This is a genomic window from Enterobacter sp. CPE_E890, from assembly GCF_046521475.1.
GTDB lineage: Bacteria > Pseudomonadota > Gammaproteobacteria > Enterobacterales > Enterobacteriaceae > Enterobacter > Enterobacter adelaidei.
Map to the genome: position 1 here is coordinate 4,540,087 of NZ_JBKFZW010000001.1, position 16,356 is coordinate 4,556,442.

At 50.2% G+C, this 16,356-nt stretch carries 29 protein-coding genes; 1 reads left to right on the plus strand and 28 read right to left on the minus strand.

Annotated elements, in window-relative coordinates; all coding sequences use genetic code 11:
• Nucleotides 1-15 precede the first annotated feature (15 nt).
• The 24 genes from rpsM to rpsJ all read right to left on the minus strand — a co-directional run bounded on the left by rpsM (nucleotide 16) and on the right by rpsJ (nucleotide 11,170).
• Nucleotides 16-372, minus strand: coding sequence for a 30S ribosomal protein S13 (rpsM, locus tag ACLHV9_RS22435; RefSeq protein WP_003863308.1), 357 nt, complete (start codon nucleotides 370-372; stop codon nucleotides 16-18).
• A 146-nt stretch (nucleotides 373-518) separates the two neighbouring features.
• Nucleotides 519-635 carry a 50S ribosomal protein L36 gene (gene rpmJ / locus ACLHV9_RS22440; protein ID WP_000868187.1) on the minus strand — a complete coding sequence of 39 codons (117 nt, stop codon included), beginning with the start codon at nucleotides 633-635 and terminating at the stop codon, nucleotides 519-521.
• A 31-nt stretch (nucleotides 636-666) separates the two neighbouring features.
• Nucleotides 667-1,998, minus strand: coding sequence for a preprotein translocase subunit SecY (gene secY, locus ACLHV9_RS22445; RefSeq protein WP_003863305.1), 1,332 nt, complete (start codon nucleotides 1,996-1,998; stop codon nucleotides 667-669).
• Nucleotides 1,999-2,005: 7 nt separating this feature from the next.
• On the minus strand, nucleotides 2,006-2,440 hold the full coding sequence (gene rplO / locus ACLHV9_RS22450) for a 50S ribosomal protein L15 (RefSeq protein ID WP_003863304.1): 435 nt from the start codon (nucleotides 2,438-2,440) through the stop codon (nucleotides 2,006-2,008).
• A 3-nt stretch (nucleotides 2,441-2,443) separates the two neighbouring features.
• Nucleotides 2,444-2,623: a 50S ribosomal protein L30 gene (rpmD, locus tag ACLHV9_RS22455; protein ID WP_003863301.1), complete on the minus strand. Its 180-nt coding sequence runs from the start codon at nucleotides 2,621-2,623 to the stop codon at nucleotides 2,444-2,446.
• A gap of 6 nt (nucleotides 2,624-2,629) precedes the next feature.
• Nucleotides 2,630-3,130: a 30S ribosomal protein S5 gene (rpsE, locus tag ACLHV9_RS22460; protein WP_003863299.1), complete on the minus strand. Its 501-nt coding sequence runs from the start codon at nucleotides 3,128-3,130 to the stop codon at nucleotides 2,630-2,632.
• A 14-nt stretch (nucleotides 3,131-3,144) separates the two neighbouring features.
• Nucleotides 3,145-3,498, minus strand: a complete 354-nt coding sequence (gene rplR / locus ACLHV9_RS22465; protein ID WP_013099023.1) for a 50S ribosomal protein L18 — start codon at nucleotides 3,496-3,498, stop codon at nucleotides 3,145-3,147.
• Between the two features lie 9 nt (nucleotides 3,499-3,507).
• Entirely contained in the window at nucleotides 3,508-4,041 is a 534-nt protein-coding gene (rplF, locus tag ACLHV9_RS22470) for a 50S ribosomal protein L6 (RefSeq protein WP_003863296.1), read from the minus strand.
• Between the two features lie 12 nt (nucleotides 4,042-4,053).
• Complete coding sequence (gene rpsH / locus ACLHV9_RS22475) at nucleotides 4,054-4,446, minus strand: 30S ribosomal protein S8 (RefSeq protein WP_006178918.1); 393 nt, start codon at nucleotides 4,444-4,446, stop codon at nucleotides 4,054-4,056.
• A gap of 30 nt (nucleotides 4,447-4,476) precedes the next feature.
• A complete protein-coding gene (rpsN, locus tag ACLHV9_RS22480) occupies nucleotides 4,477-4,782 on the minus strand; it encodes a 30S ribosomal protein S14 (protein ID WP_003863291.1) in 306 nt (101 codons plus the stop codon).
• A gap of 14 nt (nucleotides 4,783-4,796) precedes the next feature.
• Entirely contained in the window at nucleotides 4,797-5,336 is a 540-nt protein-coding gene (gene rplE / locus ACLHV9_RS22485) for a 50S ribosomal protein L5 (protein ID WP_001096202.1), read from the minus strand.
• A 14-nt stretch (nucleotides 5,337-5,350) separates the two neighbouring features.
• Nucleotides 5,351-5,665 (minus strand): 50S ribosomal protein L24, encoded by a 315-nt coding sequence (gene rplX / locus ACLHV9_RS22490; protein ID WP_003863287.1) that lies wholly within the window; start codon nucleotides 5,663-5,665, stop codon nucleotides 5,351-5,353.
• A 10-nt stretch (nucleotides 5,666-5,675) separates the two neighbouring features.
• On the minus strand, nucleotides 5,676-6,047 hold the full coding sequence (gene rplN, locus ACLHV9_RS22495; protein WP_002919748.1) for a 50S ribosomal protein L14: 372 nt from the start codon (nucleotides 6,045-6,047) through the stop codon (nucleotides 5,676-5,678).
• Between the two features lie 166 nt (nucleotides 6,048-6,213).
• A complete protein-coding gene (rpsQ, locus tag ACLHV9_RS22500) occupies nucleotides 6,214-6,468 on the minus strand; it encodes a 30S ribosomal protein S17 (protein WP_008503489.1) in 255 nt (84 codons plus the stop codon).
• Nucleotides 6,468-6,659 (minus strand): 50S ribosomal protein L29, encoded by a 192-nt coding sequence (gene rpmC, locus ACLHV9_RS22505; protein ID WP_003863282.1) that lies wholly within the window; start codon nucleotides 6,657-6,659, stop codon nucleotides 6,468-6,470. Before rpmC ends, rpsQ begins: the two co-directional genes overlap by 1 nt.
• Nucleotides 6,659-7,069, minus strand: a complete 411-nt coding sequence (gene rplP / locus ACLHV9_RS22510) for a 50S ribosomal protein L16 (RefSeq protein ID WP_002919759.1) — start codon at nucleotides 7,067-7,069, stop codon at nucleotides 6,659-6,661. Before rplP ends, rpmC begins: the two co-directional genes overlap by 1 nt.
• A gap of 12 nt (nucleotides 7,070-7,081) precedes the next feature.
• Nucleotides 7,082-7,783 carry a 30S ribosomal protein S3 gene (gene rpsC / locus ACLHV9_RS22515; RefSeq protein ID WP_000529945.1) on the minus strand — a complete coding sequence of 234 codons (702 nt, stop codon included), beginning with the start codon at nucleotides 7,781-7,783 and terminating at the stop codon, nucleotides 7,082-7,084.
• A 17-nt stretch (nucleotides 7,784-7,800) separates the two neighbouring features.
• Nucleotides 7,801-8,133, minus strand: a complete 333-nt coding sequence (rplV, locus tag ACLHV9_RS22520) for a 50S ribosomal protein L22 (RefSeq protein ID WP_002919773.1) — start codon at nucleotides 8,131-8,133, stop codon at nucleotides 7,801-7,803.
• Between the two features lie 14 nt (nucleotides 8,134-8,147).
• Entirely contained in the window at nucleotides 8,148-8,426 is a 279-nt protein-coding gene (gene rpsS / locus ACLHV9_RS22525; protein ID WP_001138117.1) for a 30S ribosomal protein S19, read from the minus strand.
• Between the two features lie 16 nt (nucleotides 8,427-8,442).
• Nucleotides 8,443-9,264 carry a 50S ribosomal protein L2 gene (rplB, locus tag ACLHV9_RS22530; protein WP_000301859.1) on the minus strand — a complete coding sequence of 274 codons (822 nt, stop codon included), beginning with the start codon at nucleotides 9,262-9,264 and terminating at the stop codon, nucleotides 8,443-8,445.
• Between the two features lie 17 nt (nucleotides 9,265-9,281).
• Nucleotides 9,282-9,584, minus strand: a complete 303-nt coding sequence (gene rplW / locus ACLHV9_RS22535) for a 50S ribosomal protein L23 (protein ID WP_000617546.1) — start codon at nucleotides 9,582-9,584, stop codon at nucleotides 9,282-9,284.
• Nucleotides 9,581-10,186, minus strand: coding sequence for a 50S ribosomal protein L4 (gene rplD / locus ACLHV9_RS22540; protein WP_000424395.1), 606 nt, complete (start codon nucleotides 10,184-10,186; stop codon nucleotides 9,581-9,583). The genes rplW and rplD overlap by 4 nt, the downstream gene beginning before the upstream one ends.
• Nucleotides 10,187-10,196: 10 nt before the next feature.
• A complete protein-coding gene (gene rplC, locus ACLHV9_RS22545) occupies nucleotides 10,197-10,826 on the minus strand; it encodes a 50S ribosomal protein L3 (RefSeq protein ID WP_003863274.1) in 630 nt (209 codons plus the stop codon).
• Nucleotides 10,827-10,858: 32 nt separating this feature from the next.
• Nucleotides 10,859-11,170 (minus strand): 30S ribosomal protein S10, encoded by a 312-nt coding sequence (gene rpsJ, locus ACLHV9_RS22550; protein WP_001181005.1) that lies wholly within the window; start codon nucleotides 11,168-11,170, stop codon nucleotides 10,859-10,861.
• A gap of 380 nt (nucleotides 11,171-11,550) precedes the next feature.
• On the opposite strand from rpsJ, the gene ACLHV9_RS22555 reads away from it, so the two are divergent.
• Complete coding sequence (locus ACLHV9_RS22555) at nucleotides 11,551-12,024, plus strand: prepilin peptidase (protein WP_407221083.1); 474 nt, start codon at nucleotides 11,551-11,553, stop codon at nucleotides 12,022-12,024.
• Here ACLHV9_RS22555 and bfr read toward each other — a convergent pair.
• From bfr to fusA, 4 genes are all read right to left on the minus strand, one after another.
• Entirely contained in the window at nucleotides 12,008-12,484 is a 477-nt protein-coding gene (bfr, locus tag ACLHV9_RS22560) for a bacterioferritin (RefSeq protein ID WP_008503492.1), read from the minus strand. The two genes, ACLHV9_RS22555 and bfr, sit on opposite strands and share 17 nt — an antisense overlap.
• Nucleotides 12,485-12,556: 72 nt before the next feature.
• Nucleotides 12,557-12,751: a bacterioferritin-associated ferredoxin gene (gene bfd, locus ACLHV9_RS22565; RefSeq protein WP_008503493.1), complete on the minus strand. Its 195-nt coding sequence runs from the start codon at nucleotides 12,749-12,751 to the stop codon at nucleotides 12,557-12,559.
• Nucleotides 12,752-12,929: 178 nt separating this feature from the next.
• On the minus strand, nucleotides 12,930-14,114 hold the full coding sequence (tuf, locus tag ACLHV9_RS22570; RefSeq protein WP_023326212.1) for an elongation factor Tu: 1,185 nt from the start codon (nucleotides 14,112-14,114) through the stop codon (nucleotides 12,930-12,932).
• 69 nt (nucleotides 14,115-14,183) lie between these two features.
• A complete protein-coding gene (fusA, locus tag ACLHV9_RS22575) occupies nucleotides 14,184-16,298 on the minus strand; it encodes an elongation factor G (protein WP_028017992.1) in 2,115 nt (704 codons plus the stop codon).
• Nucleotides 16,299-16,356 lie beyond the last annotated feature (58 nt).

Sequence of the window (16,356 nt, forward strand, 5' to 3'; positions counted from 1 at the left end):
ATTCAATCACCCCGATTATTTCTTGATCGGTTTGCGCGGACCCTTACGGGTACGTGCGTTGGTCTTAGTACGCTGACCGCGCACTGGCAGACCACGACGATGACGCAAACCGCGATAGCAACCAAGATCCATCAGGCGCTTGATGCTCATGCTGATTTCACGGCGCAGATCACCTTCAACGACAAATTTGGCAACTTCGTCACGCAGCGTGTCGATTTGTTCTTCAGACAGCTCACTGATCTTAACATCTTCAGCGATACCCGCTGCAGCCAGAATGGCTTTAGAACGGGTCTTGCCGACGCCGTAGATCGAAGTTAATGCGATCACAGCATGTTTCTGATCAGGAATGTTAATGCCTGCTATACGGGCCACTATGCACTCCTACTATTTAATATGTACGCACCATGCTGAAAAGCCCGTTTTCAGGATACTCAAATGGAAACGTACAGACATACAAAAGATTGGCTGGCTAATCTAGCCAGCTCAACCCAACTTTGCAAGAAAAATATGCGAAATAATCAGCCTTGGCGCTGTTTATGCTTCGGCTCGGCACTGCAAATCACACGGATGACACCATCACGCTTAACGATTTTGCAGTTACGGCATAATTTCTTGACGGAAGCACGAACTTTCATTTTTACTCTCCGTAACTTCTCAGGCGACCAATTAGCGGCCGTAGCCTTTCAGGTTCGCCTTCTTCAATGCAGACTCATACTGACTGGACATCATCAGAGTTTGCACTTGAGCCATAAAGTCCATAATCACGACAACAACGATAAGCAGTGAGGTTCCACCGAAGTAGAACGGTACTTTCATTGCATCACGCATGAACTCCGGGATCAGGCAGATAAAAGTAATATAAAGCGCACCAACCAAAGTCAGGCGGGTCATTACCTTATCGATATACTTCGCCGTTTGCTCTCCCGGACGAATTCCTGGTACAAATGCACCGGACTTCTTCAGGTTATCTGCTGTTTCACGCGGGTTGAAGACCAACGCCGTGTAGAAGAAACAGAAGAAGATGATCGCAGACGCATAGAGTAACACATAAAGTGGTTGCCCAGGCTGCAAATACAGCGAAATTGTTGTCAGCCAGTTCCAACCAGTCCCGCCCCCGAACCATGACGCGATGGTCGCCGGGAACAGAATAATACTGGAAGCGAAGATCGCCGGGATTACCCCTGCCATATTCACTTTCAGCGGTAAATGTGTGCTCTGTGCAGCATAGACACGACGACCTTGCTGACGTTTAGCGTAGTTCACCACAATGCGGCGTTGACCACGTTCAACGAAGACAACAAAGAACGTCACTGCAAATACTAATACTGCAACCAACAGCAACAGGAGGAAGTGCAGGTCGCCTTGACGCGCTTGCTCAATAGTATGGGCGATGGCTGGCGGGAGGCCCGCAACAATACCGGCGAAGATAATGATTGAGATACCGTTACCGATACCACGTTCAGTAATCTGTTCGCCGAGCCACATCAGGAACATTGTCCCTGTGACCAGACTAACAACAGCGGTGAAATAGAATGCAAAGCCTGGGTTTAATACCAGGCCCTGCATACCAGGCATATTCGGAAGACCGGTAGCAATACCGATCGACTGGAATATTGCCAGCACCAGAGTACCGTAACGGGTGTACTGACTAATCTTACGACGTCCAGACTCCCCTTCTTTCTTCAACTCTGCCAGGGCCGGATGAACGACCGTCAGCAGCTGGATAATAATAGATGCCGAAATGTACGGCATAATACCCAGAGCGAAGATAGAAGCACGGCTGAGAGCACCACCAGAGAACATGTTGAACATTTCAATGATGGTGCCTCGCTGTTGCTCAAGCAGTTTGGCAAGTACAGCGGCATCGATACCAGGGATCGGAATAAAAGAGCCAATACGGAACACAATCAGCGCGCCGATAACAAACAGCAATCTGCGTTTCAGCTCGCCAAATCCACCTTTGGCACTTTGAAAATCTAATCCCGGTTGCTTAGCCATCTGCTACTTATTCCTCAATTTTACCGCCAGCAGCTTCGATAGCAGCACGAGCACCTTTAGTAACACGCAGGCCACGAACAGTTACCGGAGTAGAAACTTCACCAGCCAGGATCACTTTCGCGAACTCGATCTGGATACCGATAATGTTTGCTGCTTTCAGCGTGTTCAGGTCTACAACGCCGCCTTCAACTTTCGCCAGGTCAGACAGACGGATTTCCGCTGTGATCGCTGCTTTGCGAGAGGTGAAGCCGAACTTCGGCAGACGACGGTACAGTGGCATCTGGCCACCCTCGAAACCGCGACGTACGCCACCGCCAGAACGAGAGTTCTGACCTTTGTGACCACGACCACCGGTTTTGCCGAGGCCAGAACCGATACCACGACCCAGGCGTTTACCCGCCTTTTTAGAGCCTTCGGCCGGAGACAGAGTATTTAAACGCATCTCTTACTCCTCAACTTTAACCATGAAGTAAACCGCGTTGACCATACCGCGAACAGCAGGAGTATCCTCGCGCTCAACGGTATGACCAATACGACGCAGACCCAGGCCAAGCAGCGTTGCCTTGTGTTTCGGCAGACGACCGATTGCACTGCGGGTTTGAGTGATTTTAATAGTCTTTGCCATGGTCAATTACCCCAGAATTTCTTCAACGGATTTACCACGCTTGGCAGCGACCATTTCTGGAGAATTCATATTTTCCAGGCCATCAATAGTTGCACGAACCACGTTGATCGGGTTGGTGGAACCATATGCTTTAGCCAGTACGTTATGAACCCCAGCAACTTCCAGAACGGCGCGCATTGCACCACCGGCGATGATACCGGTACCTTCTGAAGCTGGCTGCATGAATACACGAGACCCCGTGTGAACACCTTTAACTGGGTGCTGCAGGGTGCCGTTGTTCAGCGCGACGTTAATCATGTTGCGACGGGCTTTTTCCATCGCTTTCTGGATCGCTGCTGGAACTTCACGCGCTTTACCGTAACCAAAACCAACGCGACCATTACCATCACCCACTACAGTCAGAGCTGTGAAGGAGAAAATACGACCACCTTTAACGGTTTTAGATACGCGGTTTACCGCGATCAGCTTTTCCTGCAGTTCGCCAGCCTGTTTTTCGATGTGAGCCATCTTACACCTCTACCTTAGAACTGAAGGCCAGCTTCACGGGCAGCATCTGCCAGTGCCTGGACACGACCATGATATTGGAACCCGGAACGGTCAAAGGAAACATTGCTGATGCCTTTTTCCAGAGCGCGTTCAGCAACAGCTTTACCTACAGCTGCAGCGGCGTCTTTGTTACCGGTGTACTTCAATTGTTCTGCAATAGCTTTTTCTACAGTAGAAGCAGCTACCAGAACTTCAGAACCGTTCGGTGCAATTACCTGTGCGTAAATATGACGCGGGGTACGATGTACCACCAGGCGAGTTGCACCCAGCTCTTTGAGCTTGCGGCGTGCGCGGGTCGCACGACGGATACGAGCAGATTTCTTATCCATAGTGTTACCTTACTTCTTCTTAGCCTCTTTGGTACGCACGACTTCGTCGGCGTAACGAACACCCTTGCCTTTGTAAGGCTCAGGACGACGGTAGGCGCGCAGATCTGCTGCAACCTGACCGATCAGCTGTTTATCAGCGCCTTTCAGCACGATTTCAGTTTGAGTCGGACATTCTGCAGTGATACCGGCCGGCAGCGGATGCTCAACAGGGTGTGAGAAGCCCAGAGACAGGCCTACTGCATTCCCTTTGATAGCTGCACGATAACCTACACCAACCAGCTGAAGCTTTTTAGTGAAGCCTTCGGTAACACCAACAACCATTGAGTTCAGCAGGGCACGCGCGGTACCAGCCTGAGCCCATCCATCCACGAAACCATCACGTGGACCGAAGGTCAGAGCGTTATCTGCATGTTTAACTTCAACAGCTTTGTTGAGGGTACGAGTCAGCTCGCCGTTTTTACCTTTGATCGTAATAACCTGACCGTCGATTTTTACATCAACGCCGGCAGGAATAACGACCGGTGCTTTAGCAACACGAGACATTCTTTCCTCCGATTAGGCTACGTAGCAGATAATTTCGCCACCAAGACCAGCCTGGCGCGCTGCACGATCAGTCATAACACCTTTAGAGGTAGAAACAACTGCGATACCAAGACCAGCCATAACTTTTGGCAGCTCATCTTTTTTCTTATAGATGCGCAGGCCTGGGCGGCTGACACGCTGAATGCTTTCTACAACAGCTTTACCCTGGAAATACTTGAGAGTAAGTTCCAGTTCCGGCTTGGTGTCGCCTTCAACTTTAAAATCTTCGATAAAACCTTCTTCCTTCAGCACGTTGGCAATTGCCACTTTCAGCTTGGCGGAAGGCATGGTGACCGCAACTTTGTTCGCGGCCTGACCGTTACGGATACGGGTCAGCATATCCGCGATCGGATCTTGCATGCTCATCTGTCTTTACTCCCGTGATTCAATTGGTAATTACCAGCTAGCCTTTTTCAAGCCTGGTACTTCACCGCGCATGGCGGCTTCACGCAGTTTGATACGGCTCAACCCAAACTTGCCCACATAACCATGTGGACGACCTGTTTGACGACAGCGGTTACGCTGACGAGACGGGCTGGAATCACGCGGCAGAGACTGCAGCTTGAGAACCGCATTCCAACGATCTTCGTCGGAAGCGTTCACATCAGAAATGATCGCTTTCAGTTCAGCGCGTTTAGCGAAGAATTTATCAGCTAAAGCTACGCGCTTTACTTCGCGTGCTTTCATTGATTGCTTAGCCATTCAGTAACCCTACCTTACTTGCGGAACGGGAAGTCAAAGGCAGCCAGCAGAGCACGGCCTTCTTCGTCAGATTTCGCAGTAGTGGTAATGGTAATATCCAAACCACGCACGCGGTCGACTTTATCGTAGTCGATTTCTGGGAAGATGATCTGCTCACGGACACCCATGCTGTAGTTACCACGACCGTCGAAAGACTTAGCGGACAAGCCACGGAAGTCACGGATACGTGGAACAGCAATAGTGATCAGGCGCTCAAAGAACTCCCACATGCGTTCGCCACGCAGAGTTACTTTACAGCCGATCGGATAGCCCTGACGGATTTTGAAGCCTGCAACAGATTTGCGTGCTTTGGTGATCAGCGGTTTTTGACCGGAGATTGCTGTCAGGTCAGCTGCTGCGTTATCCAGCAGTTTCTTGTCAGCGATCGCTTCACCAACACCCATGTTCAGGGTGATCTTCTCGACCCGAGGGACTTGCATGACAGAATTGTAGTTAAACTCAGTCATGAGTTTTTTAACTACTTCGTCTTTGTAGTAATCATGCAGTTTCGCCATCGTACTACTCCAAATTACTTGATAGTTTCGCTGTTAGACTTGAAGAAACGGACTTTTTTACCGTCTTCGAATCTAAAGCCTACACGGTCAGCCTTGCCGGTAGCCGCATTGAAGATTGCAACGTTAGAAACCTGAATAGCAGCTTCTTTTTCAACGATGCCGCCTGGTTGGTTCAGGGCCGGAACCGGCTTCTGATGTTTCTTAACCAGGTTGATACCTTCAACGACGAGTTTGCCGGAAGACAGAACATTTTTTACTTTACCGCGTTTACCTTTATCTTTACCGGTTAACACGATAACTTCGTCATCACGACGGATTTTCGCTGCCATGATTCGCTCCTTAGAGTACTTCTGGTGCCAGAGAGATAATTTTCATGAACTTCTCAGTACGAAGTTCACGAGTTACCGGCCCAAAGATACGCGTGCCGATAGGCTGCTCGCTGTTATTGTTTAAAATAACGCATGCATTACCATCGAAGCGAATGACAGAACCGTCAGGGCGACGAACACCCTTCTTGGTGCGCACCACTACCGCCTTCAGCACATCACCTTTTTTGACCTTACCACGTGGAATTGCTTCCTTGATGGTGATCTTGATGATGTCGCCTACGCCTGCGTAGCGACGGTGCGAGCCACCCAGAACCTTGATACACATTACGCGACGTGCACCGGAGTTGTCGGCGACGTTCAGCATAGTCTGTTCTTGGATCATTTTAGTGCTCCGCTAATGTCAACTACTACCTGAGACTCTAAAATCAGAGCCGTTAAAAAGCCCCATATCGAGGGCGCGGCATTATAACACCGCTTCTGCAATATGGGTAGAAAAAATAAACGGCTCATCGCTGAGCCGTTTATTCGTATCGAGAATGCGTACTGTATTACAGAACCGCTTTCTCTACAACGCGAACCAGCGTCCAGGACTTAGTCTTGGACAGTGGACGGCATTCACGGATTTCAACCTTGTCGCCGATACCACATTCGTTGTTCTCGTCATGTACGTGCAGTTTGGTCGTACGCTTGATGAATTTACCGTAGATCGGGTGTTTCACAATACGTTCGATAGCTACAACAATGGATTTCTCCATTTTGTCGCTAACAACACGACCTTGCAGAGTACGGATTTTATCGGTCATTACGCACCCGCCTTCTGAGTCAGTAAAGTCTTAACGCGTGCAACATTGCGACGCACTTGCTTCAGCAGGTGAGTCTGTTGCAGCTGGCCACTTGCAGCCTGCATACGCAGGTTGAACTGCTCACGCAGCAGGTTCAGCAGCTCAGCGTTCAGCTCTTCAACGCTTTTTTCACGCAGCTCTTTTGCTTTCATTACATCACCGTCTTAGTTACAAAGGTGGTTTTGATAGGCAGTTTCGCTGCTGCCAGGCCGAAGGCTTCACGGGCCAGCTCTTCCGGAACACCGTCCATTTCATACAGGACTTTGCCCGGTTGGATCAAGGCAACCCAGTACTCCACGTTACCTTTACCTTTACCCATACGAACTTCCAGCGGCTTCTCGGTAATTGGTTTGTCCGGGAATACACGGATCCAAATTTTACCTTGACGCTTAACTGCACGGGTCATTGCACGACGTGCTGCTTCGATCTGACGTGCAGTCAGACGACCACGGCCAACAGCTTTCAGACCGAAAGTGCCGAAGCTAACATCCGTACCCTGCGCCAGACCACGGTTGCGGCCTTTGTGCACTTTACGGAATTTTGTACGCTTTGGTTGTAACATCAGCGACGCTCCTTATTTACGGCCTTTACGCTGCTGCTTTTTAGGTTGAGCAGCCGGTTTTTCCGGTTGTTCAACAGCAGCCATACCACCCAGGATCTCACCTTTGAAGATCCATACCTTAACGCCGATTACACCGTAAGTGGTGTGCGCTTCAGAGGTGTTGTAGTCGATGTCAGCACGCAGAGTGTGCAGCGGTACGCGACCTTCACGGTACCATTCGGTACGTGCGATTTCCGCGCCGCCCAGACGGCCGCTAACTTCAACTTTGATACCTTTAGCGCCCAGACGCATTGCGTTCTGTACAGCACGCTTCATAGCACGACGGAACATAACACGACGTTCCAGCTGTGAAGTGATGCTGTCAGCAACCAATTTAGCGTCCAGTTCAGGCTTACGAACTTCAGCGATATTGATCTGTGCAGGAACGCCAGCGATATCCGCTACGACCTTGCGCAGTTTTTCTACGTCTTCGCCTTTCTTACCGATAACGATGCCAGGACGAGCAGTGTGGATAGTCACACGGATGCTCTTAGCTGGACGCTCGATAACGATACGAGATACAGACGCTTTAGCCAGTTCCTTAGTCAGGTACTGACGTACTTTAAAATCGCTGTCCAGGTTGTCAGCGAATTCTTTGGTGTTCGCAAACCAGGTAGAGTTCCATGGTTTTACAATACCCAGGCGAATACCATTAGGATGTACTTTCTGACCCATTGCTAGTCTCCAGAGTCTCAGCGATCGGACACAACCACAGTAATGTGGCTGGTGCGCTTCAGGATGCGATCTGCACGACCTTTCGCACGCGGCATAATGCGCTTCATGCTTGGGCCTTCATCTACGAAAATTTTCGCGACTTTCAGATCGTCGATGTCAGCGCCATCGTTGTGTTCAGCGTTAGCAATGGCAGATTCCAGTACTTTCTTGACCAATACCGCAGCTTTCTTGTTGGTATAGGTCAGGATGTCCAGGGCCTGCGACACTTTCTTACCGCGAATCAGGTCAGCAACAAGGCGAACCTTCTGTGCAGAAGAACGAGCATGGCGATGTTGAGCTAAAGTTTCCATCTCTTCCTCCTACCTTATTTCTTCTTCGCTTTTTTATCAGCAGCGTGGCCGCGATAAGTACGAGTCGGTGCGAATTCACCCAGTTTGTGACCAACCATTTCGTCGGTAACAAAGACTGGAACGTGCTGACGACCATTATGGACAGCGATGGTCAAACCGATCATGTTAGGAAAGATCGTTGAACGACGGGACCAAGTGCGCAGGGGCTTCTTGTCTCCGCTTTCCACCGCTTTCTCTACCTTCTTCAGCAAGTGCAGGTCAATAAAAGGACCTTTCTTGAGAGAACGTGGCATGGCTTATCCTCTAAAATTATTTGCTACGGCGACGTACGATAAATTTATCAGTACGCTTGTTGCTGCGGGTCTTCTTACCTTTGGTCTGAACGCCCCACGGAGTTACCGGGTGCTTACCAAAGTTACGACCTTCACCACCACCATGTGGGTGGTCGACTGGGTTCATCGCAGTACCGCGAACGGTAGGACGAACACCACGCCAGCGTGCAGCACCTGCTTTACCCAGAACGCGCAGCATATGCTCAGCATTGCCAACTTCGCCCAGGGTTGCACGGCAGTCTGCTTCGACTTTACGCATTTCACCAGAACGCAGACGCAGGGTGACATAAGCACCATCACGAGCAACGATCTGAACGTAAGTACCAGCGGAACGTGCCAGCTGACCGCCCTTACCTGGTTTCATTTCTACGTTATGAACGGTAGAACCAACCGGGATATTGCGCATCGGCAGGGTGTTACCTGCTTTGATTGCAGCATCAACGCCAGACTGAATCTGGTCGCCAGCTTTCAGGCCTTTAGGGGCCAGGATGTAACGGCGTTCGCCGTCTTTGTACAGAACCAGCGCGATGTTCGCGGAACGGTTCGGATCGTACTCAAGACGTTCAACAACTGCTGGGATACCGTCTTTGTTGCGTTTGAAGTCAACAATACGATAAGCCTGCTTGTGGCCACCACCGATGTGACGAGTGGTGATACGGCCATTGTTGTTACGACCACCGGATTTGCTGTTTTTTTCCAGCAACGGAGCAAAAGGTTTGCCCTTGTGCAGCTCAGGGTTAACCACTTTAACTACGTGGCGACGACCCGGAGATGTCGGTTTACATTTAACAACTGCCATTGTATTACTCCTCCGACTTACTCAGCGCCGCCAACGAAGTCCAGATTCTGGCCTTCTTTCAGGGTGACGTAAGCTTTTTTCCAGTCGCTACGACGACCGATACGCTGTCCGTGACGTTTAACTTTCCCTTTAACTACCAGGGTGTTAACGACTTCGACTTCGACTTCAAACAGTTTCTGCACAGCAGCTTTGATCTCTGCTTTGGTCGCGTCTTTAGCAACTTTGAGAACGATGGTGTTTGTTTTTTCCATCGCAGTAGACGCTTTTTCAGAAACGTGCGGTGCGCGAAGCACCTTCAGCAGACGTTCTTCACGAATCATGCCAGCATCTCCTCAACTTGCTTAACAGCATCAGCAGTCATTACGACTTTGTCGAAGGCGATCAGGCTAACCGGGTCGATACCAGTCGCATCGCGTACGTCAACCTTGTGCAGGTTACGTGCGGCCAGGAACAGGTTCTCGTCCAGCTCACCGGTGATGATCAGCACATCTTCCAGAGCCATGTCTTTCAGTTTCTGTGCCAGCAGCTTAGTTTTAGGCGCTTCTACAGAGAACTTCTCGACAACGATCAGACGATCCTGACGTACCAGTTCGGACAGGATGCTTTTCAGCGCGCCGCGGTACATCTTTTTGTTAACTTTTTGACTGTGGTCCTGTGGACGCGCAGCGAAGGTCACGCCACCTGAACGCCAGATCGGGCTCTTGATAGAACCTGAACGCGCACGGCCGGTACCTTTCTGGCGCCATGGCTTTTTGCCGGAACCAGTTACTTCAGCACGAGTCTTCTGAGCACGAGTACCCTGACGAGCACCAGCTGCATAAGCAACAACAACCTGGTGAACCAGCGCTTCGTTGAAATCACGACCGAAGGTAGTTTCGGAAACAGTCAGCGCGCTCTGCGCGTCTTTCAATACTAATTCCATTGCTATCCCCTTACGCCTTCACAGCTGGTTTAACGATCAGGTCGCTACCGGTTGCACCCGGAACTGCACCTTTAACCAGCAGCAGGTTGCGCTCAGCGTCAACACGTACTACGTCCAGGCTCTGAACGGTTACACGTTCGTTACCCAGCTGACCTGCCATTTTCTTGCCTTTGAACACTTTGCCCGGAGTCTGGTTCTGACCGATAGAACCCGGAACGCGGTGAGACAAGGAGTTACCGTGGGTAGCGTCCTGGGTACGGAAGTTCCAGCGCTTAACGGTACCAGCAAAACCTTTACCTTTAGAGGTACCGGTTACGTCAACTTTTTTAACGTCAGCAAACAGCTCAACGCTAATGTCCTGACCTACGGTGAACTCTTCGCCTTCAGCAAGACGGAATTCCCACAGACCACGGCCAGCTTCTACGCCAGCTTTAGCGAAGTGACCCGCTTCTGGTTTGGTTACACGGTTAGCTTTTTTAGCACCAGTGGTAACCTGAATAGCGCGGTAGCCATCGTTAGCCAGATCTTTAACCTGAGTAACGCGGTTTGCTTCAACTTCGATTACGGTTACTGGGATAGAAACGCCATCTTCAGTGAAGATGCGGGTCATACCCACTTTTTTACCGACTAAACCAATCATTGTTTCAACCTCTCAATCGCTCGATGACCTGATTAACCCAGGCTGATCTGCACGTCTACACCGGCAGCCAGATCCAGACGCATCAGAGCATCAACGGTTTTCTCAGTTGGCTCAACGATGTCAACCAGACGCTTGTGAGTGCGGATTTCGTACTGATCACGCGCGTCTTTGTTAACGTGCGGGGAGATCAGAACGGTGAAGCGCTCTTTGCGGGTCGGCAGCGGGATCGGACCACGGACTTGCGCACCAGTGCGCTTAGCAGTCTCGACGATTTCCGCGGTTGATTGATCGATCAGACGATGATCAAACGCTTTAAGGCGGATACGGATTCTTTGGTTCTGCATGAGACCAGAGCTCCAATTATTTTATAAACGAAAATGATTACTCCTCAAACCCATTACGATTGATGGGAGAGTGTAACCGTTCTTACGTAGCTCCCCAATTGGGAGCATTGTTGAGTAACAAAATGAGCTACTCTGGTTCTGATTGAACCCGCCGTCAATTACGACAAGCCCGCGCATTATACGTAAATCTGGGCAAGACGCAAGTGCCGTTTAGAAATTAAGCGCCAAAGACGCAGCTTGCGCAAGGGCGCGCAACTTTTTATGCAATGTATTCCTTGTCGAATCTTTGTCTGAACCCGCTACGCAATTGCTGCTTTTGTGTATTGCCGGTTAAGCAGGTTACAACGAGTATGCGCTCAAACCCCTTTGAGGCCTTTTCGATGTTAACCACCCTCACCTTTTTGCTGATCTATTCTTCGCTGACTGCCTTTCTTGTTCATGCTGATATTCGCTACGGACTGCTTCCCGATAAATTTCTCTGTCCGCTGCTATGGGTAGGCCTGCTCTTTCAGCTTTGTATCCATCCTGATTTTTTGGCGAGTGCGGTGGTGGGGGCAATGGCCGGATATTTTGGCTTTGCCGTTATTTACTGGGGCTATCGATTTATCTGCCGGCGTGAAGGGATGGGATATGGCGATGTTAAATACCTGTCTGCGCTTGGCGCCTGGCATGGTTGGTGCGTACTGCCAACCCTGGCATTACTCGCTGCGCTTATGGCATTACTTAGCCTTCTTGTTTTTTCATTACTCACCTCTGATAAAGAGGCAATAAAAAACCCGCTGCCTTTTGGGCCATTTCTGGCAGCTGCGGGTTTATGCGTTGGCTGGAAGACGCTGGTTACTCTTCCACTTTAATCTGCGACTGAAGGTAGTTTTGCAGGCCAATCTTAGCGATGAGATCCAGCTCAGTTTCCAGCCAGTCAATATGACCCTCTTCGTCGGCCAGGATCTGGATCATCATGTCGCGGCTGACGTAATCATGGACGCTATCCGCATAGGCAATAGCTTCACGGAGATCTTTGGCGCCTTCAAGTTCGAGCCTGAGGTCAGAACGCAGCATCTCTTCGACATCTTCTCCGATGCCCAGCTTTCCGAGATCCTGCAGGTTTGGAATGCCTTCAAGGAATAAAATACGCTCGATATATTTATCAGCGTGCTTCATTTCATCGATCGATTCATGGTACTCAACGTCGTTCAGACGTTTAAGCCCCCAGTTTTTGAACATTCTCGCGTGAAGAAAGTACTGGTTAATTGCGACAAGCTCATTTCCCAATAATTTATTGAGATAACTTATGATTTTAACATCACCTTTCATTATATAGTCCCTCCGCTTCCACTCATTGAAGCGTAGATCGGGCTACAGGGATGTCAAAAAAAAGATGGGCGCTTACGCGATCTCTTTGTATTCCGGGATCTGCATCAATTCGTCCTGCATGATCTCTCGCGCAGCACGTACACATTTACCACATTGATTTCCCACCGGAACAAATTTGCGTAGCTGCTGAAATGACTGAGGCTGAAACTGGCGAACGGCCTGACGTATTTTCTTGTCGCTTACACCATTACATAAACAAACGTACATAGAGACTCCCGTTCAAATTATGCGCAAAGTGTAAGTGAGAATGGTTATGATTACAATAGCACAAACGCCACAATACGGGGCGGGAGCAGGCAAAAAATGCGAAATTTTGTGACAGTGCCTGAGTGGCAGAAAACAAAAAAGGACGCCGAAGCGTCCTTTTTTATTCGGGGATAATTAATTAGCCCAGAACTTTAGCAACAACGCCCGCGCCAACGGTACGGCCGCCTTCACGGATTGCGAAACGCAGACCGTCGTCCATCGCGATTGGGTGGATCAGAGTCACAACCATCTTGATGTTGTCGCCTGGCATTACCATCTCTACGCCTTCTGGCAGTTCGATGGTACCGGTCACGTCAGTAGTACGGAAGTAGAACTGTGGACGGTAGCCTTTGAAGAACGGAGTATGACGGCCGCCTTCGTCTTTGGACAGAATGTACACTTCAGATTCGAACTTGGTGTGTGGCTTGATTGAGCCTGGCTTCGCCAGAACCTGACCACGTTCGATTTCTTCACGTTTGATACCACGCAGCAGAACACCAACGTTCTCACCAGCACGGCCTTCGTCCAGCAGTTTGCGGAACATTTCAACGCCAGTACAGGTAGACTTCGCAGTCTCTTTGATACCAACGATTTCAACTTCTTCACCAACTTTGATGATACCGCGCTCTACACGACCGGTAACAACGGTACCACGACCGGAGATGGAGAATACGTCTTCGATTGGCAGCAGGAATGGCTTGTCAATCGCACGCTCTGGTTCTGGGATGTAAGAATCCAGGAAGCCAGCCAGTTCGATGATTTTCGCTTCCCACTCTGCTTCGCCTTCCAGCGCTTTCAGAGCAGAACCACGAACGATTGGAGTATCGTCGCCTGGGAAATCGTACTGAGACAGCAGTTCACGAACTTCCATCTCTACCAATTCCAGCAGCTCTTCGTCATCAACCATGTCGCACTTGTTCAGGAACACGATGATGTAAGGAACGCCTACCTGACGACCCAGCAGGATGTGCTCACGAGTCTGAGGCATTGGGCCGTCAGTCGCAGCAACAACCAGGATCGCGCCGTCCATCTGCGCAGCACCGGTGATCATGTTTTTAACATAGTCGGCGTGGCCTGGGCAGTCTACGTGTGCGTAATGGCGAGTCGGGGTGTCGTACTCAACGTGAGAGGTGTTGATGGTGATACCACGAGCTTTTTCTTCTGGTGCGTTATCGATCTGGTCGAATGCACGAGCAGAACCACCGTAGGTTTTAGCCAGAACGGTAGTGATTGCAGCGGTCAGGGTAGTTTTACCATGGTCAACGTGGCCGATAGTACCAACGTTGACGTGCGGTTTTGTACGTTCAAATTTTTCTTTAGACACGGCTATATTCCTTACTATAGTGCTCTCCCCTTTGGAGAGAGCACGGGACTTAGGTTTTAATCCTGTGGATTACTTACCACGGGCTTCAATAACGGCCTGAGCAACGTTGTTAGGCGCATCATCATACTTCAGGAATTCCATGGTGTATGATGCACGACCTTTGGTCAGAGAACGCAGCTGAGTTGCATATCCGAACATTTCAGACAGTGGAACTTCAGCGTGGATCTTAACGCCAGTTACTTCGGATTCCTGACCACGCAGCATACCGCGACGACGGCTCAAGTCACCGATAACGTCACCGGTGTTCTCTTCAGGAGTTTCTACTTCAACCTTCATGATTGGCTCAAGCAGAACTGGTTTTGCTTTCTTAAAGCCTTCTTTAAAGGCAATAGACGCAGCCAGTTTAAACGCCAGTTCAGAGGAGTCAACGTCGTGGTAAGAACCGAAGTGTAGACGGATACCCATGTCAACAACCGGATAGCCAGCCAGAGGGCCCGCTTTCAGCTGTTCCTGGATGCCTTTATCAACGGCTGGGATGTATTCACCAGGAATTACACCACCTTTGATGTCGTTGATGAACTCGTAACCTTTAGGGTTAGAGCCCGGCTCCAGTGGGTACATGTCGATCACAACGTGACCGTACTGACCGCGACCACCAGACTGCTTAGCGTGTTTACCTTCAACATCGGTAACTTTCGCGCGAATCGCTTCGCGGTAAGCAACCTGAGGTTTACCCACGTTCGCTTCAACGTTGAATTCACGCTTCATACGGTCAACGATGATGTCCAGGTGCAGTTCACCCATACCAGCGATGATGGTCTGGTTAGATTCTTCATCAGTCCATACGCGGAATGATGGGTCTTCTTTCGCCAGACGGCCCAGAGCCAGACCCATTTTTTCCTGGTCAGCTTTGGTTTTTGGTTCAACTGCGATGGAGATTACCGGCTCAGGGAATTCCATACGCTCCAGAATGATTGGGTGATCTGGGTCACACAGGGTGTCACCAGTGGTCACGTCTTTCAGACCGATAGCTGCAGCGATGTCGCCCGCACGAACTTCTTTGATCTCTTCACGTTTGTTAGCGTGCATCTGTACGATACGGCCAAAACGTTCACGCGCCGCTTTCACGGAGTTCAGAATGGTGTCACCGGAGTTAACCACACCAGAGTAAACGCGGAAGAAGGTCAGGTTACCCACGAATGGGTCGGTAGCAATTTTGAACGCCAGTGCAGAGAATGGCTCTTCGTCGCTTGCGTGACGCTCAGCCGGAGTATCTTTACCGTCGTCCAGGATGCCGTTGATCGCAGGAACGTCAACCGGGGATGGCAGGTAGTCAACTACCGCATCCAGCATCGCCTGCACACCTTTGTTCTTGAACGCAGAACCACAGGTTACCAGGATGATTTCGTTGTTCAGAACACGCTGACGCAGAGCTTTTTTGATCTCTTCTTCAGTCAGTTCTTCACCACCCAGGTATTTCTCCATCAGCTCTTCAGAAGCTTCAGCAGCGGATTCGATCAGGTTCTGGTGCCATTCGTCAGCCAGGTCCTGCATTGCAGCTGGGATATCTTCGTATTCGAAGGTAACGCCCTGGTCTGCATCGTTCCAGTTGATGGCTTTCATTTTCACCAGGTCGATTACGCCGGTGAAGCCTTCTTCAGCACCAATTGCCAGCTGCAGCGGAACAGGGTTCGCGCCCAGACGGGTTTTGATCTGGCCAACAACTTTCAGGAAGTTAGCACCCATACGGTCCATTTTGTTAACGAACGCGATGCGTGGAACTTTATATTTGTTCGCCTGACGCCATACGGTTTCAGACTGTGGCTGAACACCACCAACTGCGCAATAAACCATTACCGCGCCGTCAAGAACACGCATGGAACGTTCTACTTCGATGGTGAAGTCAACGTGCCCTGGGGTGTCGATGATGTTTACGCGATGCGGTTCGTACTGCTTAGCCATACCTGACCAGAATGCAGTAGTCGCTGCGGAGGTGATAGTAATACCACGCTCCTGCTCCTGTTCCATCCAGTCCATGGTGGCAGCGCCGTCATGAACTTCACCGATTTTATGGTTTACACCGGTGTAGAACAGAATACGTTCGGTAGTAGTGGTTTTACCGGCGTCGATGTGCGCACTGATACCGATGTTACGGTAGCGTGCGATGGGTGTTGTACGAGCCATTTGATTCCTCGTTATATCTTTAGGCGTTCAGTTAAGTTACCCAGAGCGGGCGGCTTCT